Below are 23,667 nucleotides of genomic sequence, written 5' to 3'. Positions count from 1 at the left end.
ATGCAGTCGCTTTGTGAACTTGCCACTTCTGCCGGCATCCTGACCGAGCAGCTCGAAAACTACCTCCGCTCGCATGCGGACGACAGCTGCAAGCTGCTCGGCGTACCGGCGGGCACGCCGTTGCGCGTCGAGATCGTCGACACCGGCGCGCCGATCGAGACGCGCCGCGACGATGGCGCGGCGACGCTGCGCATCGGCGAAGAGGATGCGCAGCGCGTGATGGCCTATACGCGCAGCTGCAACTGGGCGAACGGCATCGTGCTCGTGCCGACGCTCACGCGCCTCGTGCTCGCGGGCGCGTTCGACGGCCTGAAGGCCGGCGAGCCGCGCGCGATGCGCGCGTTCGCCGCCGGGCACAAGGCCGACCCGACGCTCAATCTCGGGCTGCTGTGGGGCGCGCTGAACCTGCTCGGGCTGGCCGGCTGGGTCACGCTGAGCAGCGGCGACGAGCGCGCCGACTACGCGTTGACGCCCGCCGGCGCGTGCGTGGTCGCGTGCGTGAACGCACAGCGGCCGCTCTTCACGCGATTGGCCGACGCGACGTCGATGCTGCAGCACCTGCATGCGCTGTGCCATCGTCGGCGCGTGAACGACGACGAAAGCGCGCTCTATGCGGAGCTCGTGCGAATCTGCATCAACGGATGGCCGCTGCCGGAACCGCGGGACGGCCTCGAGCGGCACGTGCATGCGCAGTTGCGTACCGCGATGGACGGGCTGCTGCTCGGCCCTACGTGGGTCGCGCTCGACATGCCGGTGTTCGAGAAGCAGGGCGAGCAGCAAGGCAAGATCGCGGCGAGCGTCTTCGAGGCGTTCGACGCGCGACGCGACGGAGTGTCGACCGGCGACGGCTGGCCGCACGCGGATCAAGTCGTGCTGAACGCGGCGTGGGCGCTGATGGGCCACGCGGGCGTCGCGGACGTCGATCCGGAGGGCGCGCGCGTGCAGCTCAACGAAGCGGGCCGGATTCATCGGCCGATTGCCGCGCCGTACGCGGGGCTCGCCGCATCGTACCTGCGCACGTACGCGCTGCTCGACGAACTGCTGTTCGGCGACCCCGACCCGCTCGATGTCGATCGCGACGGGCACATCGATCGCGTGATGAACGTCTACGCGTCGAGCGGCGCCGGGTCGGGTCCCGCGTCCAGGGAGATTTCGACGAAGATCATTCGCCGCCTGTTCGACGAGACGCCGCTCGATCAGCAGCCGGCCGGCATTTCCGACATGGGCTGCGGCGACGGCAGCGCGCTGCGGCGCCTCGCGCAGTACGTCATACAGTCGACGCGGCGCGGCCGGCATCTCGCCGACTATCCGCTCATCGTCATCGGCGCGGACTACAACGAATCGGCGCGCAGCCGCGCGGCCGATACGCTGTCGGAGCTGGACAGCGTGCCGGGCGTGCACGTGCGCGTGATCGACGCCGACATTTCGCAGCCCGATCGTTATGACGAAGCGGTTGCCGCGAGCGGCCTGACCGTGAAGGAGCCGGACGGCGGCCGCCGCGCGGCGCGTCTGGGCGATCTGCTGCACACGTTCATGTTCCTGGTCCACAACCGGCGTCTCGACGTGCGTCGCGGCGACGCCGCCGACGCGATCCTCGAGCGCTACGTGCGGCAGGTCGATCGGACGCATCTGCGCAGCGTCGTCGAACGCTACTATCCAGGACAACTGACGGTGTCGGACGATGCGGCGCTGCCGATTCCGCTCGACGAGATCAAGCGTGCGTTCCGCGTCGCGTACAGCGACGCCGAGGGGCTCGTGCCCGGCTACGTCGCGGCCGCCGATCTGATCGACTTCGTCGCGCGCTGGAAGCCGCACGCGAAGCACGGCTTCCTCGTCGTCGAGGGACACAGCCCGTGGGCCGCGAGCCTGCTGGACGACGCGATGGCCGATCCGGGCCGCTGGAGCCGCACCGAGCAGTTGCCGGCCGTGTTCAATTGGGGGATGCACTTCGTGTCGCGGCAGTTCATGGCGCCGTTCGACGAGTTCATGCTCGCGATGTGCCTGGCGGGATTGAGCCCGCGTGACGCGATCCACGGTCGCATCCATCCCGAGGGCTTTCCCGGGCCGGATCTGCTGAACGAATATCGGTTCTTCAGCATTGCCGATTATGTCGCTTTCGACGCGGCGAATGCCTGAATCCGCCTGCCGGCGAACTTCCAGGCAGAGGCGGGACGTATAGCGCGAGAATCCATAAGGGAGGGGAAGCATGACCGTGTCGCAAGCTTGCCTGCTGCTCGCCGCGCTGATGCCGTTCGCCTGGACGATGTGCGCGAAGTCGGGCGCATGCTACGACAACCGCGCGCCGCGCCAGTATCTCGCGCAGCTCGAAGGCTGGCGCGCGCGGGCGTTTGCCGCGCATCAGAACTCCTGGGAGGCGCTCGCGCTGTTCACCGGCGCGCTCGTCGTCGCGTGGCACAACGGCGCGAACGTGCAGCGCGTCGATCAGCTTGCGATCGTCTTCGTCGCGTCGCGCGTGGTCTATGGGGTGTTTTATCTGCTGAACTGGGCGGCGCTGCGCTCGCTGGTGTGGACCGTCGGTTTCGCTTGCGTGGTCTGGCTGTTCTTCGTTGGGCCCTGAGCGCACGGCATGTTCCGTGCTCGTTGACGCCGTTGCGTGCGGCAGGCGCGGCGCGCTTCACATTCTTTCACAGGGCGATGCGGCGGCCGGGCGTTCGATGCGCTCGGCCGTCGCGGCTTCGCGTCGAAACCAAAAAAGCGCCCTCGTCACGATGCTCTCCACATCGCAACGAGGGCCAACGGTAGACAGTTGAACGGATATCGCGCGGATCAGGCGGCGATCATTTCGTCGCTTCGCGCGGTTTCGGCGGCCGGGGCCGGCGCCGCATCCGCTTCGCTGCGGATCAGGTAATCGAACGCGCCGAGCGAAGCCTTCGCGCCTTCACCGACCGCGATCACGATCTGCTTGTACGGCACGGTCGTCACGTCGCCGGCTGCGAACACGCCCGGCGCCGACGTCGCGCCGCGCGCATCGACGACGATCTCGCCGTGCTTCGACAGCTCGAGCGTTCCCTTCAGCCATTCGGTGTTCGGCACGAGTCCGATCTGGACGAACACGCCTTCCAGCTCGACGCGCTTCGTCTCGCCGGTGCGCATGTCTTCGTAGACGAGCCCGTTCAGCCTTGCGCCGTCGCCCGTGAGTTCGGTCGTGCGTGCCTGCGTGATCACCGTCACGTTCGCGAGACTGCGCAGCTTGCGCTGCAGCACTTCGTCCGCGCGCAGTTGCGCGCCGTATTCGATCAGCGTCACCTCGCGGACGATGCCGGCGAGATCGATCGCCGCTTCGACGCCCGAGTTGCCGCCGCCGACCACCGCGACGCGCTTGCCCTTGAAGAGCGGGCCGTCGCAATGCGGGCAGTACGCGACGCCGCGATTGCGATACTCGCGCTCGCCGGGCACGCCGATTTCGCGCCAGCGCGCGCCGGTCGCGAGCACGATGGTCTTCGCCTTCAGCACCGCGCCGCTCGCGAGATGGATCTCGTGGACACGGCCGGGGACGAGCTTGTCGGCGCGCTGCACGTCGATCACATCGACTTCGTACTGCTTCACGTGTTGTTCGAGCGCGGTCGCGAACTTCGGACCTTCGGTCTCCTTGACCGACACGAAGTTCTCGATGGCCATCGTGTCGAGCACCTGCCCGCCGAAGCGCTCGGCGACGACGCCCGTCGCGATGCCCTTGCGCGCCGCGTAGATCGCAGCCGCCGCACCCGCAGGGCCGCCGCCGACGATCAGCATGTCGAACACCGGCTTCGTCGCGAGCGCGTCCGCCGCGCGCCGGCTCGCGCCGCTATCGAGCTTCGCGAGGATTTCCTTCACGCTGCTGCGGCCCTGGGCGAAGGCTTCGCCGTTCAGGAAGATCGTCGGCACGGCCATGATCCGGCGCGCTTCGACCTCGTCCTGGAACAGCGCGCCGTCGATCATCACGTGACGGATGCGCGGGTTGACGAGCGCCATCACGTTGAGCGCCTGCACGACTTCCGGGCAGTTCTGGCAGGTCAGCGAAATGTACGTCTCGAATGCGTAGTCGCCGTCGAGCTGGCGAATTTGCTCGATCACAGCGTCGTCGAGCTTGAGCGGATGCCCGCCTGCTTGCAGCAGCGCGAGCACGAGCGACGTGAATTCATGGCCCATCGGCATGCCGGCGAAACGAATGCCGGTCGCCTTGCCCCGCTCGCCGACGGAGAACGACGGCGAGCGCTCGTCGTCGTCGCGGCGCTCGACGACGACTTGCGGCGACAGCGATGCGATCTCGTCGAGCAGCGCGCGCAGCTCGCGCGATTTGTCGCCGTCGTCGAGCGACGCGACGAGCTCGACCGGGCGGGTGATCCGTTCGAGGTACGATTTCAACTGAGTCTTGAGATTGGCGTCGAGCATGACGATTCGGATTCCGTAGCGAGAGTGGGCCGCGCTCGCCGCTGTCGTGCGACGCGATGCGGGGCGGTGCGGAGAGCGGGCCGCGACGGACGCGGCCCGCGTGGCGCGGACGGCGGCAATGCCGCCGTGCGGAGTCAGATCTTGCCGATCAGGTCGAGCGACGGCGTGAGCGTGTCGGCGCCCGGCGTCCACTTGGCGGGGCACACTTCGCCCGGATGCGCGGCGATGTATTGCGCGGCCTGGACCTTGCGAAGCAGCTCGCCCGCGTCGCGGCCGATGCCGTTGTCGTGGATCTCGCAGAGCTTGATCTCGCCTTCCGGGTTGATCACGAACGTGCCGCGCAGTGCGAGGCCTTCTTCTTCGATCAGCACGTCGAAGTTGCGCGAGATCGCGAGCGTCGGATCGCCGATCATCGGATACTGGATCTTCGAGATCGTGTCCGACGTGTCGTGCCATGCCTTGTGCGTGAAGTGCGTGTCGGTCGACACCGCGTAGATTTCGACGCCGAGCTTCTGGAATTCGGCGTAGCGGTCGGCCAGATCGCCGAGCTCGGTCGGGCACACGAACGTGAAGTCGGCCGGATAGAACACGACGACGGACCACTTGCCCTTCAGGGTGTCGTCGCTGACTTGCACGAAGTCGCCGTTGTGGTATGCGGTGGCCTTGAACGGTTTGATCTGGCTGTTGATGATCGGCATTTGCGCTTCCTCTTGAATCGGTGTGTGATCAGGAAGCGCCAGTATGGCGATGTGGTCCGCTTATGTGAAATTGCTTGTTTCAATGGCTGGAATCGGCAATTCCTATCCGGCCGCCCGGCCGGGACGCGGATGGGCAAGAAAGACTCTTCGTGGAGGCCGTTTCCCGGCCCTGAGCTGCCTCTCGCGCCATCGCGGCGAACGTCCATTGAGCCGCCGCAAATCGGACACTCGCGGACCGCGGCTATCCGGCGCGGGCGAGCGAGCCTGCATAGTCGATCAACCCTCGATCGACGGCTTGCGCCGGAATCGTTCGCGATACTGCATCGGCGTGACGCCCAGGCGCTTCGCGAACGTGGCCCTCATCCGATCGGCGATGCCGAACCCGCTTTCCCATGCGACCACCTTCAGTGGCGCATCGCCGCTCTCGAGCATCTGCTTCGCCGCGTCGAGACGTGCGCGCTCGACGAACTCATGCGGCGTCACGTTCGTTTCCTGCACGAAAACACGGGCGAAATTGCGTGCGCTCATGCCCGCCACGTCGGCGAGCTGGCGAACGGTGAACTTGTCGCGAATGTTCGCCATCACATGCGCCTGCACCTTGGCAATCGGTGATCTATCGTCGGCAGGCGCCGTCAGATACGGACTGAACTGCGACTGCCCGCCCTGGCGCTGGGCGAAGACGACCAGGCGCTTGGCCACCGCGAGAGCCGCGCGCGCACCGTGGTCCTCGGCGACGAGCGCGAGCGAAAGATCGATGCCGGCCGTCACGCCCGCAGACGTCACAAGCCGCTCGTCGCGCAGATAGATCCTGTCGAAGTCGACGCGCGCACGCGGGAACCGGTCCGCAAGCTGCCGGGCATGTTGCCAATGCGTCGTCACGCGGCGTTCGTCGAGCAGCCCTGCATGGCCCAGCGCAAACGCACCTGTGCATATCGACCCATAGCGTTCGCAGCGCGACGCCACGCCCGCAAGCCACGCCGTCAACGGCGGGTCCGGCGGTGCGTCAGGCAGCGCCGGACCACCCGCCACGAGCGCCAGATCGAAAGTCCGCGCGCGCTTGTCTGGCGTAGCGGCTAGCGTTGCGTCGAACGTCGCATCGGGCACAAGCGTCATGCCGTTCGACGCGCGCAACGCAGACGGCGCCGCCGCGAGCAGCGTCATCTCGTACTGATCCTCGGACGGGAGGAAACCATTGGCTTCCGAGAAGACGTCGATCGGACCGGCGACATCGAGCGCCTGTACGCCGGGAAAAATCGCAATCGCCACTGATTTCATGCTTGATGGGCCTCGAATCATGCGTTCCGGTGAAAGCGGAAACGGCGGGGATGCCCGGTTTGCAGCGGCAGCAAACGTCGTGCGCTTGGCAGTCTTCAATGGTCGTCGTGTGTTGTCGATCGCCGCAAGTTCGCCAATACTCGATTGCACCACAACGCAGGGGCGCCGGGTCGAGCAGCATATCAAACGCGCGTCGACCGCAGGTGTTCCGTGATTCCCAAGGACTTCTCACCATGAGCACGACAATCGCCGGCATCAGGATCCCAGACAGCGCAATGGCGCGCGCAGCAACCGAGTTCGTTCGCGACACCGAGCCGGACCTTCTCTATCACCATTCGCGCCGCGTGTTTCTGTTTGGCGCGCTGACCGGTGAGCGTGAAGGACTCAAGTACGATCCCGAGTTACTTTATATCGGCGCGATGTTCCATGACATCGGGCTCGTCGAGGCTTACAGCAGCAAAGCGGAACGCTTCGAAGTGGACGGCGCGAACGCGGCGCGCGATTTTCTTGGGCAGTACGGCGTGAACGGATGCGACATCGATCAGGTATGGATGTCGATCGCCCTGCATACGACGCCAGGCATTCCGAAACATATGAAGCCGGTCGTCGCGCTCGTGACAGCGGGGGTCGAAATGGATGTGCTCGGCATCGCGTACGATGCATTTACGGAATCGCAGCGTTCTCGGGTCGTCGACGCTCACCCGCGTGTGGAGACGTTCAAGACCGACATTATTGACGCTTTCGCCAGCGGCACCATCCGCAAACCCGAGACGACGTTCGGCAACGTCAAGGCCGATGTGCTCGCACTGCGCGACCCGACCTACAAGCGGATGAACTTTTGCGAGATCATTCTCGGCTCCGCTTGGGACGATCGGCGCGGACATGCGCATTGCGCCGGATGCGGGTCCGACGATCACGCCTAGGTCGTTCAGAAGAAGAAAAACCCGTTTTCCACTGAAGGCTTCCCCCTGGTGCGGCGATACGCGCAGCCGGTATCGACATGACTGATTTCAGCGATTTTCGAGGCGGCCATGAACCTCAATCGAGGCAACGCCTTCGAGATTGGATTCGCCGTTGCTGTCGGCAAGCGTGTGTTGGCAAGCAAGGCTGATCGTGAGACGGATGGTGCCTCGTGAAGGGGCGCTCACCAACACGCCGTGAAGGGCCGTTCGTGGCCGAACGCAATCTTCAGCCGTCTCGTGGCTCTCGTGAACACCGCCAAGCGCTCCTCGAGATCTCTGCCGCGTTCCCCGGTATTCCGCGTTGAACCAAAAAAAGGGCGGCGCATCGAGGATCGAGATGCGTCGCCCAATGCGGATATCGAGGGAATATCCGCAAGCACGCTATGTACGGCGACCGGCGCCGCCGGCAGCCGGCGGCGCGCGGTCGCCCGTCCGGTTGGACGGCAGCCGCTATTTCGCGCCGACGACGCCGAGCGCGCTGCTGTAGTTCGGCTGCAGCCAGATCTTGTTCGCGCGCAGGTTCGTCGCGTCGAAGTAGATCGTGTTGCCCGAGCGCACGCCGATCCGCGCGACGCTGCCGTAGCGGCCGTTGACCTGATCGGCGATCTGCTTCGCCCACACGCTGCGATCGACGTTGTATGGCGTGATCGGCTGGCGCACGTCGACGACTTCCGCGCCGCGCGCGTCGGTGCCCATCACGCGAAAGCGAACCTGTTGGCCGGCTTGCGGCGCGACACCCGGCTCGATGAACGCGCGCGTCGCGATCCACGGGAAGCCCGATGTGCTCTCGTCCGCGGCGATCGTCACGTCGCTGCAGTTGAAGAAGCCTTCGTTGCCCGCGTCGATGCGCTGCCAGTAGCTGTACAGCACGGCGTCTCCGGCGCGGCCCGCGGGCAGTGTCACGTCGAGCTTGTAGAACGACTGGATCGAGCCGGGCAGATGGCTCGCGCCGTTCGCGGGAACGGGCGCCGGAGCGGGCGCGTCGTAGATCTGCTGCAGATCGTCCCAGCGCAGCGGCCGCGCCGGATCGTACGACGGCTTCGAGATGAATACGCGCATGCGCGCCGGATTATGCGACGTCGTGTTTTCCCACACGAGCTCGACGTGACCGTTGCGCGGCGTCAGTCGCGTCTTGCGCCAGACCGTCGCCGGCGCTTTGTCGAGGCCCGCCTTCGACGTGTCGCCGCCCGCGCACAGCAGGCCGTCCGGCACGGCCGCCTTCAATTGTCCGAGATCGTTGCCCTGGCCGACCGGATTCGCGGACACTTCGTTCCATTGCGTGAAAGGGTAGGCCGAATTGTTGCCGGTGCGATAGGCCGCGCGGCAATCGTCATTCGGGATTCCCGAGCCGTCGGGCGGATCCCAGTAGCCGCCTTCGAGGCGGCATTGATATTGACGCGCGATCGGGAAGCCGACCGCACCGTGAGCAGCGGCATCGTCGACGGGCGCGAACAGCGCGGCGAGCGACGCGGCAAGCGTGGCGGCGGCGCCGAGCGTGGCGGCGCGACGCGCCCGGTGGCGAGACGACGGCGCATCGAAGAGCGACTTCATGTAGCGTTCCTCCTGGTGAAAAATGACACGGTTCGCGTTCCGCAGCGTGGTGGAGGTGCGTCAATTGTTTTGGATATCGAAATATGATGCGTCGAGGCTTTCTTTCGGGGATTTCGTCAGGATGGTAGATGACGTGGCGCGTCGGTAGGCCTACCAAAAATGGCAGGCGCGGCGAATTCGTGTGGTGCCGGTGCTTCAAGGGAGAGCCGCCGTCGAGCCATTCGATCCATGCCGAGGAGAAGTTCGTAAGCAGAGAGATCGCAAGCCTATCGTCACGGCGGCGGTGAACGTTACCGCGAAACTTGGGAGCTTGACCAAAGGCGGCGCGTGCGGCATTCGCTCGATGAGCGACGCTTACGGCGTGCGCTTGCGTGCGTGTCGGCCGATAGATGGCGGGATCGCGCCCGCCGGCGAGCATGCGACGCCGGATGCGGACGCGACGCTTGCCGAGCGGTGTTATCGATCATCGACGGCGCGCGACCGCTTGATCATTCGCGCGGCGGCGCGTGCGTCGATCGAGTCAGTGCATGTAGGCGGCGGGTTGCGCGGGCAGCTGAATCGCGAGCCCCGCATCGAGCAGCGCAATCGAGAACCACCGCGCGATCTTCAGCACGCCGCTGTCCGCGCAGCGCGGCAGCCAGTCGGCGAGCGCGCGCAGCGCCGCTTCGCTTCGCGTCGATTGCAGATGCGCCAGCGCTTGCAGGAGCCGCGCCTCGTCGCTCGCGAGCCCGCTGGCGCAGCGGCGATGCGTGTCGAGCGGGTGGCACGCATCGCACGTCAGGAAGCGCATCAGCATGTCGAAATGCACGAGGCCGTTGGCGTGCAGTCCTGCGGCGGCCAGCACATCGCGCCACGATTGCCGATCGCGTCGCGCGCCGCCGTCGTCGTCGCCGTTGCCGTTGCCGTCGGCTGCGGGATGCAGCCAGGTGCGAACCGCGGTCAGGACGATCCGCTCCGCGTCGGTGTCGCGCGGTGCGACGTCGGTGTCGACGAGCGGGACAGCGCTCGGATCGGCATGGTGGAAATTCATGACGGAACCCCCGGTAATCGAAGCGGCGCACGATGTGCGAGCCGCGCAATGAAGTCGATCGGCGCGGCCGTCAGCGTGCGGGGCCGAACCATTCGCGCACGTGCGCGTCGCGAGCCGGGCGTCGCGCGCTGCTCGCAGGCTCCGCCGGCGTGCCGACGAACAGAAAGCCGACGAGCCGTTCGTCGGAGCCGAAGCCGAGCGCGTCGTGCATCGCCGGCTCGTACGAGTCGACGCCCGTGGCCCAGAAGCCGCCGTAGCCGAGCTGATGGATCGCATTCAGCATGTTCATCGCGGCCGCGCCGACGGCGAGCAGCTGTTCGATCTCCGGCACCTTCGACGTGCGGTTCAGCGCAGCGCCGAGCGCGACGATGAGCGGCGCGGCGAGCGCCTTGTTCCGGCGGTGCTCGTGCGAACCGGGCGGATCGTCGGGCGCGCGCGCGTCGGCGAGCTCGACGAGCAGATCGCCGAACGCGTAGCGCGCCGCGCCCTGAATGACGACGAAGCGCCATGGGCGCAGATTGCCGTGATCGGGCGCGCAGAGGGCGGCATCGAAGATCGCGTCGAGCTCGCGCGGATTCGGCGCGGGCTCGGTCAGCGGCCAGCGGGAGCGGCGCGACAGCAGTCCGGGCAGCAAGTCGTGCGGCGGGTCGTCGGTGTCGGCGGCGGCGCGGGCGTGCGGCGCGGTGACGATGGCATCCATGGTCGAGGCTTCGGTATCGGGCGATGAACGGAACACATCATCGAACAGTTTCGGCTTAAATGCAAACGATTCTCATTTGCGAGTAGGGTTAATTCGATGATCGCGCGGCGGACGGGCGGGCGGTGCCTCGTCGGTCGCAGAAGCGGTCAAGCGGATTACAGGACCGGGGCAGCAAGAACCTGCCAGTTCGGATGACGCGGAGGCGATCACTGCGAGTGCGCGCTATTCGTGCGTGTCAGGAAATTTTCCGGGCGATCTTTCGAGTCGTCGATTCCTGTTGGTGCTTTATCGGGGCGCCCGACCGCCGCGCATCCGTCGTCGACTCGGCACCGGCCAATTTGCGGCGTCACGCCTGCGACACATGCGTCCCATTTCATGGACGTCCTTGGCTTTCCGCGCGCAGCGCCGCTTCGGCGCGGTTCGCGCTCGCATTCGACGATGCATAACTATCCAGTTAATCCAGAAAAGCCGCCGAATCGATCGGATGCCGAAGTGATCGCCCGCATAGACAGACGCGGCGAAAATCTGCCACGCTACAGACGCGGGCGACGCCGGCTGCGCCGAGTCGGCGCATGCCGCTGGCCGGCCGCCGCACCGTCGTGGTGCGGCGTGCCGCGCAAAAGTGCCAAATCAAACCGGGAATCGGACTCGAACAAGGCACGCTCTTTGCTCGCTACTCGTTACGCCGGTTCGGCATAGACAGATGCCGAGTGAATGATGGAGAACTATTCGATGAAGCCGTTCGACGAAATGCTGCAACCCGGCGATACCGTACGAGCGCCATATGAGCGCTTGAAACGATGGCTCGACACGCAGGATCCCGCGAGCCTGGCCCAGAAGGCGCATGACGCCGAGGGCGTGTTCCGCAAGACCGGCATCACGTTCGCCGTCTATGGCGACGCCGAAGCCGCCGAGCGGCTGATTCCGTTCGACATCGTGCCGCGGATCATTTCCGGGCAGGAATGGAATCGGCTGTCGCAAGGGATCGAGCAGCGCGTGATGGCGCTCAATGCGTTCCTCGACGACATCTATCACCGCCAGGAGATCGTTCGCGCGGGGATCGTGCCGAAGCACCTGATCGCGCACAACGAAGCGTTCCTGCCCGAGATGATCGACTTCCGGCCGCCCGGAAACGTTTACACGCACATCATCGGCGTCGACATCGTCCGGACTGCGGAAAATCAGTTCTACGTGCTCGAAGACAACGCGCGCACGCCGTCCGGTGTGTCGTACATGCTCGAGAACCGCGAAACGATGATGCAGCTGTTCCCCGAGCTGTTCCAGCAGGTGAAGGTGCGGCCGGTCGAAACCTATCCGCAACTGCTGCGCCAGTCGCTCGCGGCCGTCTGCCCGCCGGGCGGCAACGCGGACAATCCGACCGTCGCGGTGCTCACGCCGGGCATCCACAACTCCGCGTACTACGAGCACGCGTTTCTCGCCGACCAGATGGGCGTGCATCTCGTCGAGGGCAGCGATCTGCAGGTGATCGGCGATCGCGTCGCGATGCGCACGACCGAGGGCTTTCGGCCGATCGACGTGCTGTACCGCCGCCTCGACGACGCGTTCCTCGATCCGCTCACGTTCCGGCCGGATTCGGTGCTGGGCGTCGCGGGGATCATGGACGTCTACCGCGCGGGCAACATCACGATCGCGAACGCGCCCGGCACCGGCATCGCCGACGACAAGGCGATCTACTCGTACATGCCGGAGATCGTCGAGTTCTACACCGGCCGCAAGGCGATGCTCGAGAACGTGCCGACCTGGCGCTGCGCGGAAGCGGACAGCCTCAAGTACGTGCTCGAGCATCTCGACGAGCTCGTCGTGAAGGAGGTGCACGGCTCGGGCGGCTACGGGATGCTCGTCGGCCCCGCGGCGTCGAAGGCCGAGCGCGACGCATTCGCGGCGAAGCTGCGCGCGAAGCCGTCGAACTACATCGCGCAGCCGACGCTCGCGCTGTCGACGACGCCGATCCTGACCGAGAAGGGGCTCGCGCCGCGCCACGTCGATCTGCGGCCGTTCGTGCTCGTGTCCGACCGGATCCGCATCACGCCGGGCGGCCTCACGCGGGTCGCGTTGAAGGAGGGTTCGCTCGTCGTCAACTCGAGCCAGGGCGGCGGCACCAAGGACACCTGGGTGCTTGCCGACTGACGCACGCGCAAGACGGCGCGCGCCTGCGCGCCGCACCGAACAACGATCGGAGTGGACGGCAACCATGCTTCTCGGACGGACAGCAAGCGGTCTTTACTGGATGTATCGCTATATCGAGCGCGCGGAGAACACCGCGCGAATCGTCGACGCGGGATTGCGGATGGCGCTCACGCGCACGTCGGATGCGCCGGCGGAATGGTCGTCGGTGCTCGTCAGCTCGGGCGCGGACGACGGCTATCGACAGAAGTACGAAACATACGCGGCCGATACCGTCGCCGACTATCTGCTGCGGGATCGCGACAACTCGTCGAGCGTGCTGTCGTGCATCGAATACGCACGCTCGAACGCGCGGATGGTGCGCACGGCGCTCACGCGCGAGGCGTGGGAAAGCGTGAACGGCGCGTGGCTCGCGATCAGGCGCGGGCTCGCGCGGCCGATCCACGCGAGCGCGCTGCCGGCGATTCTCGACGAGATCAAGCGCGAGACCGCGCTGATTCTCGGCAGCTTCTACAGCACGATGCTGCGCAACGAGATCTTCGATTTCGCGCAGATCGGCGCGTTCATCGAGCGCGCGGACAACACCGCGCGAATCGTCGACGTCAAATATCACCTGCTGTTGCCGTCGGTGTCGCACGTCGGCACGATCCTCGACAATTACCAGTGGGAGTCGATCCTGCGCTGCGTCGCCGCGCACCGCTCGTACCGCTGGGTCTACGACGTCCAGTACAAGCCGCTCAACATCGCTCACTATCTGATCCTCAACGGACGGATGCCGCGCTCGCTGCGCTACTGCTACGGACGCGTCGTGTCGAGCCTCGATCATCTCGCGAAAGATTATGGCGTCACGCACGGATGTCACGAAACCGCCGCCAAAATCAAGCAGTCGCTCGAGGACAACTCGGTCGAGCGCATCTTCAAGAGCGGGCTGCACGAGTTCCTGACGGATTTCATCGCCAAGAACAACAGTCTCGGCCTCGAAATCGCCCAAGCCTACAACTTCGATTGAGATCAGCTATGCGCCTCGCCATCCGCCACATCTCGCGCTTCCAGTTCGACGAACACGCCGCCTACGTGTTGCAGCGCCTGCGGCTGCGCCCGCAAAGCGGCCCGTGCCAGACCGTGCGGGCCTGGCAAGTGACGATCGACGGCGTCGAGCCGACGCTCGGTTATGCAGACGGTCTCGGCAATCGCGTCGACCTCGTGCGGCACGAGCGCGACAAGCCGGAAATTACGATCGTCGCGGCGGGCGTCGTCGAGACGCAGGACCGCGCGGGAATCCTCGGCAACGTCGAAGGCTATGCGCCGCCGTGGATATTCGAGCGCGAGACCGACCTGACCCGGGCGGGCGACGCGGTCCGCGCGCTCGCCGACGCACTGCCGATCGAGAACAAGAGCCTCGACGCGCTGCACTGGCTGATGACCGAGGTGCACAGCCGGATCGCCTACGAGCCGGGCGCGCAGCCGGCGCCGCGCGACGCGGAGACCGCGCTGCAAAGCGGCGTTGGCACGAGCCGCGACCATGCGCACGTGTTCGTCGCCGCGGCGCGCGCGCTGAGGATTCCGGCGCGCTACGTGTCCGGCTATCTGTTGACGGACAGCTCGATGCAACGGATCGCGGAAGCGCTGCATCAGGCGAGCGGCGTCGCACAGCAGGCGATGCAGATGCGCCGCGACTCGGACGGCGCGCGCGAAACGCCGGACGACGCGGCGGGGCAGCCGATCGCCGCGATGCAGGACGCGGCGGTCGCGACGCAGCCGCAATCGGGCCACGCGTGGGCCGAGGCATACATCGAAGGCCTCGGCTGGGTCGGCTTCGATCCGTTCATGAACCGCTGCCCGGACGAGCGCTACGTGCGCATCGCGGCGGGCCTCGACTATCGCGACACGATGCCGGTCTACGGTCCGGGGGCGAAGCCGCTCGGCGTCGAGATCAGCGTGATCCAGTCGCCGGAGCTCGTCTGACGCGCGCGAGCGCCGCGCAGCGGCGCAGTGGGCGGCGGCGCGGTTGCGCCTCGTCGTCGCGCCGCTGCAACGCCGCATCCTGATCGTCCCTGCAACCGCATCGAACGGCCACGCCATGTCCATTCACGTCGCGCTTCACCACGTCACCCGCTATCGCTACGACCGGCTCGTCCATCTCGGCCCGCAGATCGTGCGTCTGCGGCCCGCGCCGCATTGCCGGACGCCGATCCTGTCGTATTCGATGAAGATCGAGCCCGAGCAGCACTTCGTCAACTGGCAGCAGGATCCGTTCGCGAACTACATGGCGCGGCTCGTGTTTCTCGAGCCGACGCGCACGTTCGAGATCGCGATCGATCTCGTCGCGGAGATGTCGGTCTACAACCCGTTCGACTTCTTCCTCGAAGAGCACGCGGAAATCTTTCCGTTCGATTACGGCGACGCGCTGCGCCGCGAGCTCGCGCCGTATCTCGTGTGCGATCCCGATGCGAGCGCCTCCGACGCGTTTCGTTCGTATGTCGAATCGATCGACCGCGCGCCGACGCGCACGATGAACTTCCTCGTCGCGCTGAACCAGCGGTTGCAGCGCGACATCCGCTATGTCGTGCGGCTCGAGCCGGGCGTGCAGACGCCTGTGGAGACGCTCTCGCTCGCGTCGGGTTCGTGTCGCGACAGCGGCTGGCTGCTCGTGCAGCTGTGTCGACATCTCGGCCTCGCCGCGCGCTTCGTGTCCGGCTATCTGATCCAGCTCACGCCCGACGTGAAGGCGCTCGACGGCCCGAGCGGCACCGAAGTCGATTTCACCGATCTGCACGCGTGGTGCGAGGTTTATCTGCCGGGCGCGGGCTGGATCGGCTTCGATCCGACGTCGGGGCTGCTCGCGGGCGAAGGGCACATTCCGCTCGCCGCGACGCCGCAGCCGACGAGCGCCGCGCCTGTCGAAGGGCTCGTCGACGAATGCGAGGTCGAGTTCGAGCACGAGATGCGCGTGACGCGGATCTACGAATCGCCGCGCGTGACGAAGCCTTACAGCGACGAGCAGTGGCATCGCGTGTTGCGGCTCGGCGCGCAGGTCGATGCCGATTTGAATGCGGGCGACGTGCGCCTGACGCAGGGCGGCGAGCCGACGTTCGTGTCGATCGACGATCGCGACGGCGCTGAATGGAACACCGATGCGTTGGGGCCGACGAAGCGCGGCTATGCGACGTCGCTCGTGCAGAAGCTGCGCGCCGAGTACGGCGACGGCGGCTTTCTCCACTTCGGGCAGGGCAAGTGGTATCCGGGCGAGCAGCTGCCGCGCTGGGCGCTGTCCGTGTTCTGGCGTGCGGACGGCGAGCCGGTCTGGCGCGATCCCGCACGCTTCGCCGACGAGCGCGAGCCGTCGACTTGCGCGACCGCGGACGCCGAGCGTTTCATCCGCGCGCTCGCGGCGCGTCTGGGCATCACGAGCGAGTATCTGACGCCCGGCTACGAAGACGTTTGGTATTACTTGTGGCGCGAGCGGCGGCTGCCTGTGAACGTCGATCCGTTCGACGCGCGGCTCGACGACGAGCTCGAGCGCGCGCGGCTGCGCAAGGTGTTCTCGCAGCAGCTCGACAGCGTGATCGGCTACGTGCTGCCGCTCAAGCCGCTCGCGCCGAACCCGGCGCTGGCGGGGCCGCGATGGGAGACGGGGCCGTGGTTCTTCCGTGACGAGCGCATGTATCTCGTGCCCGGCGATTCGGCGATGGGCTATCGTCTGCCGCTCGATTCGCTGCCGTGGGTGAGCAGCGGCGATTTTCCGTATCTCGTCGAGCGCGATCCGTTTGCGCCGCAGGACATGCTGCCCGATGCGCACGCGCTGCGCGCGCGCTATGCGGATGGCGGGTACGACGCGCCGCGGAATCCGGCCGCCGCCGCGCGCGACTTCGCCGAGTCCGCGCGGACCGTGATGCAGGCGCGCGCCGGCGAAGGCGGGAGCGCGGCGTCGGCGAGCGCCGGCGACGATCCCGCGCGCTACCCGCAGCGCTTCGAATCCGCCGGGTGGATCACGCGCACCGCGTTGTGCGTCGAGGTGCGCAACGGCGTGCTTTACGTGTTCATGCCGCCGGTCGCCGCGCTCGACGACTATCTCGATTTGCTGACCGCGATCGAGCTGACGGCCGAGTCGCTCGACGTGAAGCTCGTGCTCGAAGGCTATCCGCCGCCGCGCGACGCGCGCCTGAAGATGCTGCAGGTGACGCCCGATCCCGGCGTGATCGAAGTGAACATCCATCCGGCGCACGACTTCGACGAGCTCGTCCAGCACACCGAATTCCTGTATGACGCGGCCTATCGATCACGGCTGTCGAGCGAGAAATTCATGGTCGACGGCCGGCATGTCGGCACGGGCGGCGGCAATCACTTCGTGCTCGGCGGCGCGACGCCCGCGGACAGCCCGTTCCTGCGCCGTCCCGATCTGCTCGCGAGCCTGATCGCATACTGGCACAACCATCCGTCGCTATCCTATCTGTTCTCGGGGCTCTTCATCGGGCCGACGAGCCAGGCGCCGCGCGTCGACGAGGCGCGCAACGATCAGGTGTACGAACTCGACATCGCGTTCGCCGAGATTCGCCGCAACAAGCTGCGCTACGGCGAAGACATGCCGCCGTGGCTCGTCGATCGCGTGCTGCGCAACCTGCTGATCGACGTGTCGGGCAACACGCACCGCAGCGAATTCTGCATTGACAAGCTCTATTCGCCGGATTCGGCGACGGGCCGCCTGGGTCTTCTCGAACTGCGCGCGTTCGAGATGCCGCCGCACGCGCGGATGAGCGTCGTCCAGCAGTTGCTGCTGCGTGCGATGATCGCGCGCTTCTGGCGCGCGCCGTACACGACGCCGCTCGCGCGCTGGGGTACCGCGCTGCACGATCGCTTCCTGTTGCCGACGTTCGTGAAGATGGACTTCGACGACGTGCTGACCGAGATGCGCGAAGCGGGCTTCGCGTTCGATCCGGCATGGTTCGCGCCGCACTTCGAGTTCCGTTTTCCGTTGTTCGGCCAGGTCGCGGTGCGCGGCGTCGCGCTTGCGCTGCGCGGCGCGCTCGAGCCGTGGCACGTGATGGGCGAGGAGGGGGCGAGCGGCGGCACCGTGCGCTACGTCGATTCGTCGCTCGAGCGGCTCGAAATCCATGTGAGCGGGCTGAACGACAGCCGCTATGTCGTGACCGTCAACGGCCGCGCGCTGCCGCTGCAGCCGACCGGCACCGCCGGCGAATACGTCGCGGGCGTGCGCTACAAGGCTTGGGCGCCGCCGTCGGCGCTGCATCCGACGATCGGTGTGCATGCGCCGCTCACGTTCGACATTGTCGATACGTGGATGCGGCGCTCGCTCGGCGGCTGCCGATATCACGTCGCGCATCCGGGCGGCCGCAACTACGACACGTTCCCGGTGAACGCTTACGAAGCCGAGAGCCGGCGGCTCGCGCGCTTCGTGTCGATGGGGCATACGCCGGGCACGATGACGGTCGAGCCGGCCGCGCCGAGCCGCGAGTTTCCGTTCACGCTGGACTTGCGGCGTGGCTGAGGAATGCGGCGGGCGGGGAAGGGGGGGGTGCGCACCGCGACAGCGGCGGCGGGGACGAAACGTGCGGCGTGCAGGCGCCGCGCGACAGACGTGCCGCGCCGGTCGGGAATGTTAGGATTCGACATCGATGAGCGGCGCGCGCCGCGCGCGGGCGGCATTCGCTTCGCGACGGCGGCGCGGGCCGCTCGCCTTTGAAGAATTGAATCGTGCTTTCACTTTCCTCCGACGACGATCTGGCCGCCGACGCGATGCAGACGCTATTCGACACGGGGTCGCAGCAAGCCGCGGCCGAGCTCGGCGCGGCGCTCGCCGCGCCCGCGGTCACGGGCCGCTACGATGAGTTGCGCGGCGGCGCGGCCGCGTTTTCCAGCGCGTCGCTCGCGCCCGCGTGGCGCGCGTTCTTCACGCAGCTCGGCAGTATCGGCATCGCCGATCTCGACCGCCGCGCCGACGCGCTGCGGCGCCGCATGCGCGAGAACGGGCTCGCCTATCACCCGCACGAGCGCGCCGCGAGCGGCGGCGCGGTGCGTCCGTGGTCGCTCGACCTGCTGCCGCTGATCGTCGCCCCCGACGACTGGGCAACGATCGAGCGCGGCGTGCTGCAGCGCGTGCGCCTCCTCAACGCAGTTCTCGCCGATCTCTACGGAGAACAGACGATCCTGCGCCGCGGGCTTCTGCCGCCCGCGCTCGTGACCGGGCATCCCGGCTATCTGCGGCCGATGTGCGGCGCGCGCGCGCCGGGCGGCACGTGGCTGCACGTCGTCGCGTTCGATCTCGCGCGCGGGCCGGACGGCGCGTGGCGGATGATGGCGCAGCATACGCAGGGTCCATCCGGGCTCGGCTATCTTCTGGAGAATCGGCTGATCGTATCGCGGCTCTTTCCGCGTGCGTTCCGCAGCCTGCAGGTGCAGCGGCTCGCCGCGAGCTATCGCGCGCTGTTGCAGAGCATGCAGGCGCTGAGCCCCGTGCGCAAGAACTCGCGAATCGTGCTGCTGACGCCCGGCCCGCATGCGGCGACCTATTTCGAGCATGCGTATCTCGCGCGCTATCTGGGTCTCACGCTCGTCGAAGGCGGCGACCTGACGGCGCGCGATCAACGCGTCTATCTGAAGACGCTGCGCGGGCTCGAGCCCGTGCACGGCATCCTGCGGCGCGTCGACGACGAATGGCTCGATCCGCTCGAGCTGCGCCCGGATTCGCTGCTCGGCGTGCCGGGGCTGATGCAGGCGGTGCGCGCGGGCAACGTGCTGCTCGCGAACCTGCCGGGCTCCGCCTTTCTCGAATCGCCCGGCATTCTCGGTTTCCTGCCGCGCCTGGCGGAGAGCCTGCTCGGCGAGACCTTGTCGCTTCCCGCGGTGCCGTCGTGGTGGTGCGGCGAGCAAGCGGCGTGCGACGAAGCGCTGCCGCTCCTCGCGCGCGGCATCGTGAAGCCGACGTTCCCGGCGAGCATTCAGGCGGGCGGCGCCTTCGAGCCGGTGATCGGCGCGCGGCTCGCGCCGCCGCAGCTCGCCGAATGGCGCGCGCGGATCGCCGCGCATCCCGCGCACTACACGATTCAGGCGGACTTGCCGCTGTCGCAGGCGCCGACGTGGGCGGGCGGCGCGAGCGCCGGAGACGGCGGCGCGCGGATCGTGCCGCGGCCGCTGCTGCTGCGCGTGTTCGCGCTCGCGGACGGCGCGGGCTCGTGGCGCGTATTGCCCGGCGGGCTCGCGCGCGTCGGCACGCGCGACGAGCTGTTCAACGCGCCGATGCCGCGCGGCGGCAGCAGCGTCGACACGTGGGTGATGACGGAAGGCGCGGTCGATCCGACGACGCTGCTGCAGACGCACCTCGGCCCGGACGATCTGCAGGAGCGGTCGCGAGCAATCGCGAGCCGCGCGGCCGAGAATCTGTTCTGGCTCGGCCGATACACCGAGCGTGCGACGAACCTGACGCGGCTCGCGCGCAGCGCGCTCGAACGGCTGCGCGGCGAGGAGGACGTCGAGACGCCCGTTCATCTGCATTTGCTCGACGCATTGTGTCGCGACAACGGCTTGCTGCCCGCCGACGCGCCGTCGGCCGTCGAGACGCCGCGCGCGTTCCAGCAAGCGCTGACGCTCGCGCTCACGCATCGCGCGGATCGCTCGACGGGGATCGCGTCGTGCCTGTTCGGCATGCGCGGCGCGGCGGCGGCGATCCGCGAGCGGCTGTCGCGCGAGCAATGGCGGCTGATCGACGACGCAACGCAACTGTTCGACGAATGCGGCGACGACGCGGAGCCGGAGGAGCAGCTCGGCAACGACGCGCTGCAGCGGCTCGAGCGCCTGAATCTGCTGCTGTCGGCGATCACGGGCGCGCAGACCGACAACATGACGCGCGACGACGGCTGGCGCCTGCTGTCGATCGGCCGCCAGATGGATCGCCTCGAATTCCTGTGCGGTGTGCTGAGCCGCGCGTTCGAGGACGGTGCGATTCACAAGCAGGAGGGCTTCGAGCTCGTGCTCGAGCTGTTCGACAGCGCGATCACGTTCCGCTCGCGCTTCCAGCGCTGCTTCGACGTGGCGCCGCTGCTGTCGCTCGTCGTGCTCGACACCGACAATCCGCGCTCGCTTGCATGGGTCGCGCAGGCGCTGCGCGGTCGGCTGTCGAAGGTCGAGCGCAGCGAAGGCTACGCGTTGTCGGAACTCGCCGACGGGATGCCGGATATCGCGGGCTGGTCGCTGCATGTGCTCTGCGAGACGGACGGCGACGGCTGCCACGCGGCGCTGCTCGCGCGCCTGCAGGCGTGCAGCAAGGCGACGTGGGACTTGTCGAACCGGATCGGCGAGCGTTACTTCAGCCACGTGCGCGACGCGGGCAGGTCGCTATGGGGATGACGCAATCGCCGGCGAACGCGAAGCCGCGCGCCCGCACGCGCAAGGCCGCCGCCCGCACGGAGCCGGCAGGCGGCGGGCTGCTGCGCGTCACGCACGACACGCGCTATTGCTACGCGGCGCGCGTCGAGTCCGCGCAGCATCAGGCGCGCCTGCGGCCGCTCGAGACGCCGCGGCAGCGCGTGCTCGAGTTCTCGCTCGAGATCGATCCGCGCGCCGAAGGGCTCGTCGTCGATACCGATTCGTTCGGCAACCAGCGCACGTCGTTCGCGCTCAACCAGCCGCACGAGGCGCTCTTCGTGCGCAGCCGCAGCGTCGTGCGGATCACGCCGCCCGCGCTGTCGGCCGGCAAGCGAGGCGACCCGCCGCCTGCGATCGCCGCGCCGCGCGACGGCTGCGCGAGCACGTGGGAAGCGGTGCGCGAGCGTCTGACGTTTCGCGCGGGACAGCCGTTCGATCCGGCAAGCGAATTCGTGTTCGCGTCGCCGCATGTCGCGTGCCATCCGGATCTCGCCGCGTATGCGGCGGCGAGCTTCGCGCCGGGCCGCCCGCTCGTGCAGGCCGCATGGGAGCTGATGCGTCGCATCCACGCGGATTTCGCGTATACACCGAACAGCACCGACGTCGGCACGACCGCGCTCGACGCGCTCGCGCTGCGCAGCGGCGTGTGCCAGGATTTCGCGCACGTGATGATCGGCGCGCTGCGCTCGCTCGGGCTCGCCGCGCGCTACGTGAGCGGCTACCTGCTGACGCAGCCGCCGCCCGGGCAGCCGCGGCTGATCGGCGCGGACGCGTCGCATGCGTGGGTCGAGGTTTACGATCCGGCCTGGCCCGAGGACGGCGGCTGGCTGCAGCTCGATCCGACCAACGATCGCGCGCCCGGCGACGATTACGTGATGCTGTCGATCGGCCGCGATTATGCGGACGTGACGCCGCTGCGCGGCGTCATCCGAGGCGGCGGCGCGGATCAGGTGCTGACGGTCGGGGTGACGGTCGAGCCGCTCGGCTCGGCGGCTTGACGTGCGCTTGGGCGCTGGACGGCGTGGCGCGCGAGCGCGAACCTGAGCGCCGGATGATTGCGGGCAACGCGAAACAAGCATGCGGGTTCGACTCGATGGCTCGGCGCGCCTTCTTTCGGCGACCCACGTCGCGCTGACGGTGCCGGAACGGTTCGTCCAAAGCAGTCGAAGCAGGAACGGCGAACCGGGCCAAAAAAGCACGGGCACGGATCGAGGCCGCCGATCCCGATCCGCGGCGCATCGTTCAATGGTTGTGCCGAACCCGGGAGACGACCGCTTGTCGCGGCGCGTTGCGACTCAGCAGGATTCCGAAGGAAAGGGTATGTCGAACCGAACGCGTGCGACGTGTACCCGAAGCACTGGCAGACGAGCGGGTGTTCGCTGCGAGGCAAGCGCGACGGCAGTGCCGCAGTCGCCAGGCCGTTAGCGCGCGAGACATCGATCGATCAGCGCCGAGAACGCGTCGGGCTGCTCGAGCATCATCAGATGCCCGCACCCGTCGACGACGTGATGGCCCGCGCATTGCGCAATCGCCCAATCCGGCGCGTTCCATCCGTTGCGGGAGCGCGCGCCCGCGACCAAATACACCGGATGACGTTCGAAAACCCGTGCGAGCGTGGCGAGATAGCCGGCGTCTCCGGTCGTCTCGACGACCGATCGTCCCATCGCCCGCAACGTCGATGCCGGCTGATGGTCGAGCCACCGGACCGCGGTCTCGCGCATCGCCGGCGCAGGCCGGTCGACCGCACCGCCGAGCCATGCGAGCGGATCGGCGCGAAAGCCGTCGAGCATCGCCTGCGCGGCGGCTTCGCTCATCCGCCCGACCGACGCTGACCAGAACGCATCGTCGAGCGTGAAATTGCCTTCGACGTTGACGATGCGCCGCACGCGTGACGGATGCGCGTGCGCGAGCAGCATCGCGATCGCACCGCCGACCGAGTGTCCGACGACGTCGACGGGCGTCGTGCCGAAATGCGTGTCGATGAACGCGCACAGGTGCTCGACTTGCGCGCCGAGCGTGATCGAATCGGCCGGCGCGGCGCGATGTTCGCCGTAGCCGAGCAGATCGGGTGCGGCGCGCCGCGACGCGCGGCCATGCGTGCCGAGGCAGCCGATGAATCCGTGGATGAAGACGATGGGCGGCGAGTCGTTCATGAGCGTCCTTGATGTTTGGGGCGCGCGGCGGCTCGATCCGGCTCCGCGCAGCGTTCGTCGAGTTCGACGCAATGTTTGCGGTCGTGATCGAGCCATTCGACGTATACGGCGTTTTCGGATGCGGTCGGCGCCGATCGGCAAGGCTGGGCGCTCGGCGTCGCGGGCTCGGTGATGGCGATCGCGTGGGTCGTTACCGGCTTGCTGACCAACCCGCTGCCGTGGCTCGGCGAAACCGGGCTGCTGTTCGTCGGCGGGATCGGTTTTCTGCTCGGTTTCGCGATGCTGCTCGCCTATCGGCGACGGCGTGCGCCGGCCGGCGCGGCGCGGTAGCCGAAGCCGAAGCCGAAGCCGAAGCCGAAGCCGCGTCGGAACGGCGACGCGT

General features: G+C 67.5%; 17 protein-coding genes and 1 pseudogene. 11 read left to right on the top strand and 7 right to left on the bottom strand.

The window, feature by feature from the left end; translation table 11 throughout:
- Both BG90_RS30060 and BG90_RS30055 read left to right on the top strand, forming a co-directional pair.
- The gene (locus tag BG90_RS30060) at nucleotides 1-2,136 is read left to right on the top strand and encodes an AprA-related methyltransferase (protein ID WP_010118045.1); all 2,136 of its coding nucleotides are present in this window, start codon (nucleotides 1-3) and stop codon (nucleotides 2,134-2,136) included.
- Nucleotides 2,137-2,206: 70 nt separating this feature from the next.
- Entirely contained in the window at nucleotides 2,207-2,578 is a 372-nt protein-coding gene (locus BG90_RS30055; protein WP_010108130.1) for an MAPEG family protein, read from the top strand.
- Nucleotides 2,579-2,787: 209 nt separating this feature from the next.
- Here the strand turns inward: BG90_RS30055 and ahpF are convergent, their stop codons facing one another.
- The 3 genes from ahpF to BG90_RS30040 all read right to left on the bottom strand — a co-directional run bounded on the left by ahpF (nucleotide 2,788) and on the right by BG90_RS30040 (nucleotide 6,365).
- Complete coding sequence (gene ahpF, locus BG90_RS30050; RefSeq protein ID WP_010118046.1) at nucleotides 2,788-4,392, bottom strand: alkyl hydroperoxide reductase subunit F; 1,605 nt, start codon at nucleotides 4,390-4,392, stop codon at nucleotides 2,788-2,790.
- A gap of 134 nt (nucleotides 4,393-4,526) precedes the next feature.
- On the bottom strand, nucleotides 4,527-5,090 hold the full coding sequence (gene ahpC, locus BG90_RS30045; RefSeq protein ID WP_010118048.1) for an alkyl hydroperoxide reductase subunit C: 564 nt from the start codon (nucleotides 5,088-5,090) through the stop codon (nucleotides 4,527-4,529).
- Between the two features lie 276 nt (nucleotides 5,091-5,366).
- Nucleotides 5,367-6,365, bottom strand: coding sequence for a GlxA family transcriptional regulator (locus BG90_RS30040; protein ID WP_025990146.1), 999 nt, complete (start codon nucleotides 6,363-6,365; stop codon nucleotides 5,367-5,369).
- Between the two features lie 233 nt (nucleotides 6,366-6,598).
- On the opposite strand from BG90_RS30040, the gene BG90_RS30035 reads away from it, so the two are divergent.
- Both BG90_RS30035 and BG90_RS37650 read left to right on the top strand, forming a co-directional pair.
- The gene (locus BG90_RS30035; RefSeq protein ID WP_025990147.1) at nucleotides 6,599-7,288 is read left to right on the top strand and encodes an HD domain-containing protein; all 690 of its coding nucleotides are present in this window, start codon (nucleotides 6,599-6,601) and stop codon (nucleotides 7,286-7,288) included.
- Nucleotides 7,289-7,396: 108 nt separating this feature from the next.
- A complete protein-coding gene (locus BG90_RS37650; RefSeq protein ID WP_220376969.1) occupies nucleotides 7,397-7,501 on the top strand; it encodes a nucleoside 2-deoxyribosyltransferase in 105 nt (34 codons plus the stop codon).
- Nucleotides 7,502-7,777: 276 nt separating this feature from the next.
- On the opposite strand, the gene BG90_RS30030 is transcribed toward BG90_RS37650, so the two are convergent.
- From BG90_RS30030 to BG90_RS30020, 3 genes are all read right to left on the bottom strand, one after another.
- Complete coding sequence (locus tag BG90_RS30030; RefSeq protein ID WP_010118051.1) at nucleotides 7,778-8,878, bottom strand: lytic polysaccharide monooxygenase; 1,101 nt, start codon at nucleotides 8,876-8,878, stop codon at nucleotides 7,778-7,780.
- 520 nt (nucleotides 8,879-9,398) lie between these two features.
- Nucleotides 9,399-9,908 carry a hypothetical protein gene (locus BG90_RS30025; RefSeq protein ID WP_025990148.1) on the bottom strand — a complete coding sequence of 170 codons (510 nt, stop codon included), beginning with the start codon at nucleotides 9,906-9,908 and terminating at the stop codon, nucleotides 9,399-9,401.
- A gap of 70 nt (nucleotides 9,909-9,978) precedes the next feature.
- On the bottom strand, nucleotides 9,979-10,608 hold the full coding sequence (locus BG90_RS30020) for a nitroreductase family protein (protein ID WP_010108138.1): 630 nt from the start codon (nucleotides 10,606-10,608) through the stop codon (nucleotides 9,979-9,981).
- 732 nt (nucleotides 10,609-11,340) lie between these two features.
- Between BG90_RS30020 and BG90_RS30015 the strand changes: the two genes are divergently transcribed.
- From BG90_RS30015 to BG90_RS29990, 6 genes are all read left to right on the top strand, one after another.
- On the top strand, nucleotides 11,341-12,756 hold the full coding sequence (locus BG90_RS30015) for a circularly permuted type 2 ATP-grasp protein (RefSeq protein ID WP_025990149.1): 1,416 nt from the start codon (nucleotides 11,341-11,343) through the stop codon (nucleotides 12,754-12,756).
- Nucleotides 12,757-12,820: 64 nt separating this feature from the next.
- Nucleotides 12,821-13,762, top strand: a complete 942-nt coding sequence (locus tag BG90_RS30010) for an alpha-E domain-containing protein (protein WP_010108140.1) — start codon at nucleotides 12,821-12,823, stop codon at nucleotides 13,760-13,762.
- Between the two features lie 8 nt (nucleotides 13,763-13,770).
- Entirely contained in the window at nucleotides 13,771-14,718 is a 948-nt protein-coding gene (locus BG90_RS30005; RefSeq protein ID WP_010118055.1) for a transglutaminase family protein, read from the top strand.
- Nucleotides 14,719-14,833: 115 nt separating this feature from the next.
- On the top strand, nucleotides 14,834-18,259 hold the full coding sequence (locus BG90_RS30000; RefSeq protein WP_010118056.1) for a transglutaminase family protein: 3,426 nt from the start codon (nucleotides 14,834-14,836) through the stop codon (nucleotides 18,257-18,259).
- Nucleotides 18,260-18,507: 248 nt separating this feature from the next.
- On the top strand, nucleotides 18,508-21,114 hold the full coding sequence (locus BG90_RS29995; protein ID WP_010118057.1) for a circularly permuted type 2 ATP-grasp protein: 2,607 nt from the start codon (nucleotides 18,508-18,510) through the stop codon (nucleotides 21,112-21,114).
- A complete protein-coding gene (locus tag BG90_RS29990; RefSeq protein ID WP_025990151.1) occupies nucleotides 21,105-22,130 on the top strand; it encodes a transglutaminase family protein in 1,026 nt (341 codons plus the stop codon). The genes BG90_RS29995 and BG90_RS29990 overlap by 10 nt, the downstream gene beginning before the upstream one ends.
- A 423-nt stretch (nucleotides 22,131-22,553) precedes the next feature.
- On the opposite strand, the gene BG90_RS29985 is transcribed toward BG90_RS29990, so the two are convergent.
- The gene (locus tag BG90_RS29985) at nucleotides 22,554-23,285 is read right to left on the bottom strand and encodes an alpha/beta fold hydrolase (RefSeq protein WP_010118059.1); all 732 of its coding nucleotides are present in this window, start codon (nucleotides 23,283-23,285) and stop codon (nucleotides 22,554-22,556) included.
- A gap of 102 nt (nucleotides 23,286-23,387) precedes the next feature.
- Between BG90_RS29985 and BG90_RS34330 the strand changes: the two are divergent.
- Nucleotides 23,388-23,615, top strand: a pseudogene (locus tag BG90_RS34330) (MFS transporter); the annotation flags it as partial.
- Between the last annotated feature and the right edge of the window lie 52 nt (nucleotides 23,616-23,667).

Source organism: Burkholderia oklahomensis C6786 (genome assembly GCF_000959365.1).
GTDB lineage: Bacteria > Pseudomonadota > Gammaproteobacteria > Burkholderiales > Burkholderiaceae > Burkholderia > Burkholderia oklahomensis.
This window is presented reverse-complemented; position numbering and strand designations above follow the sequence as displayed.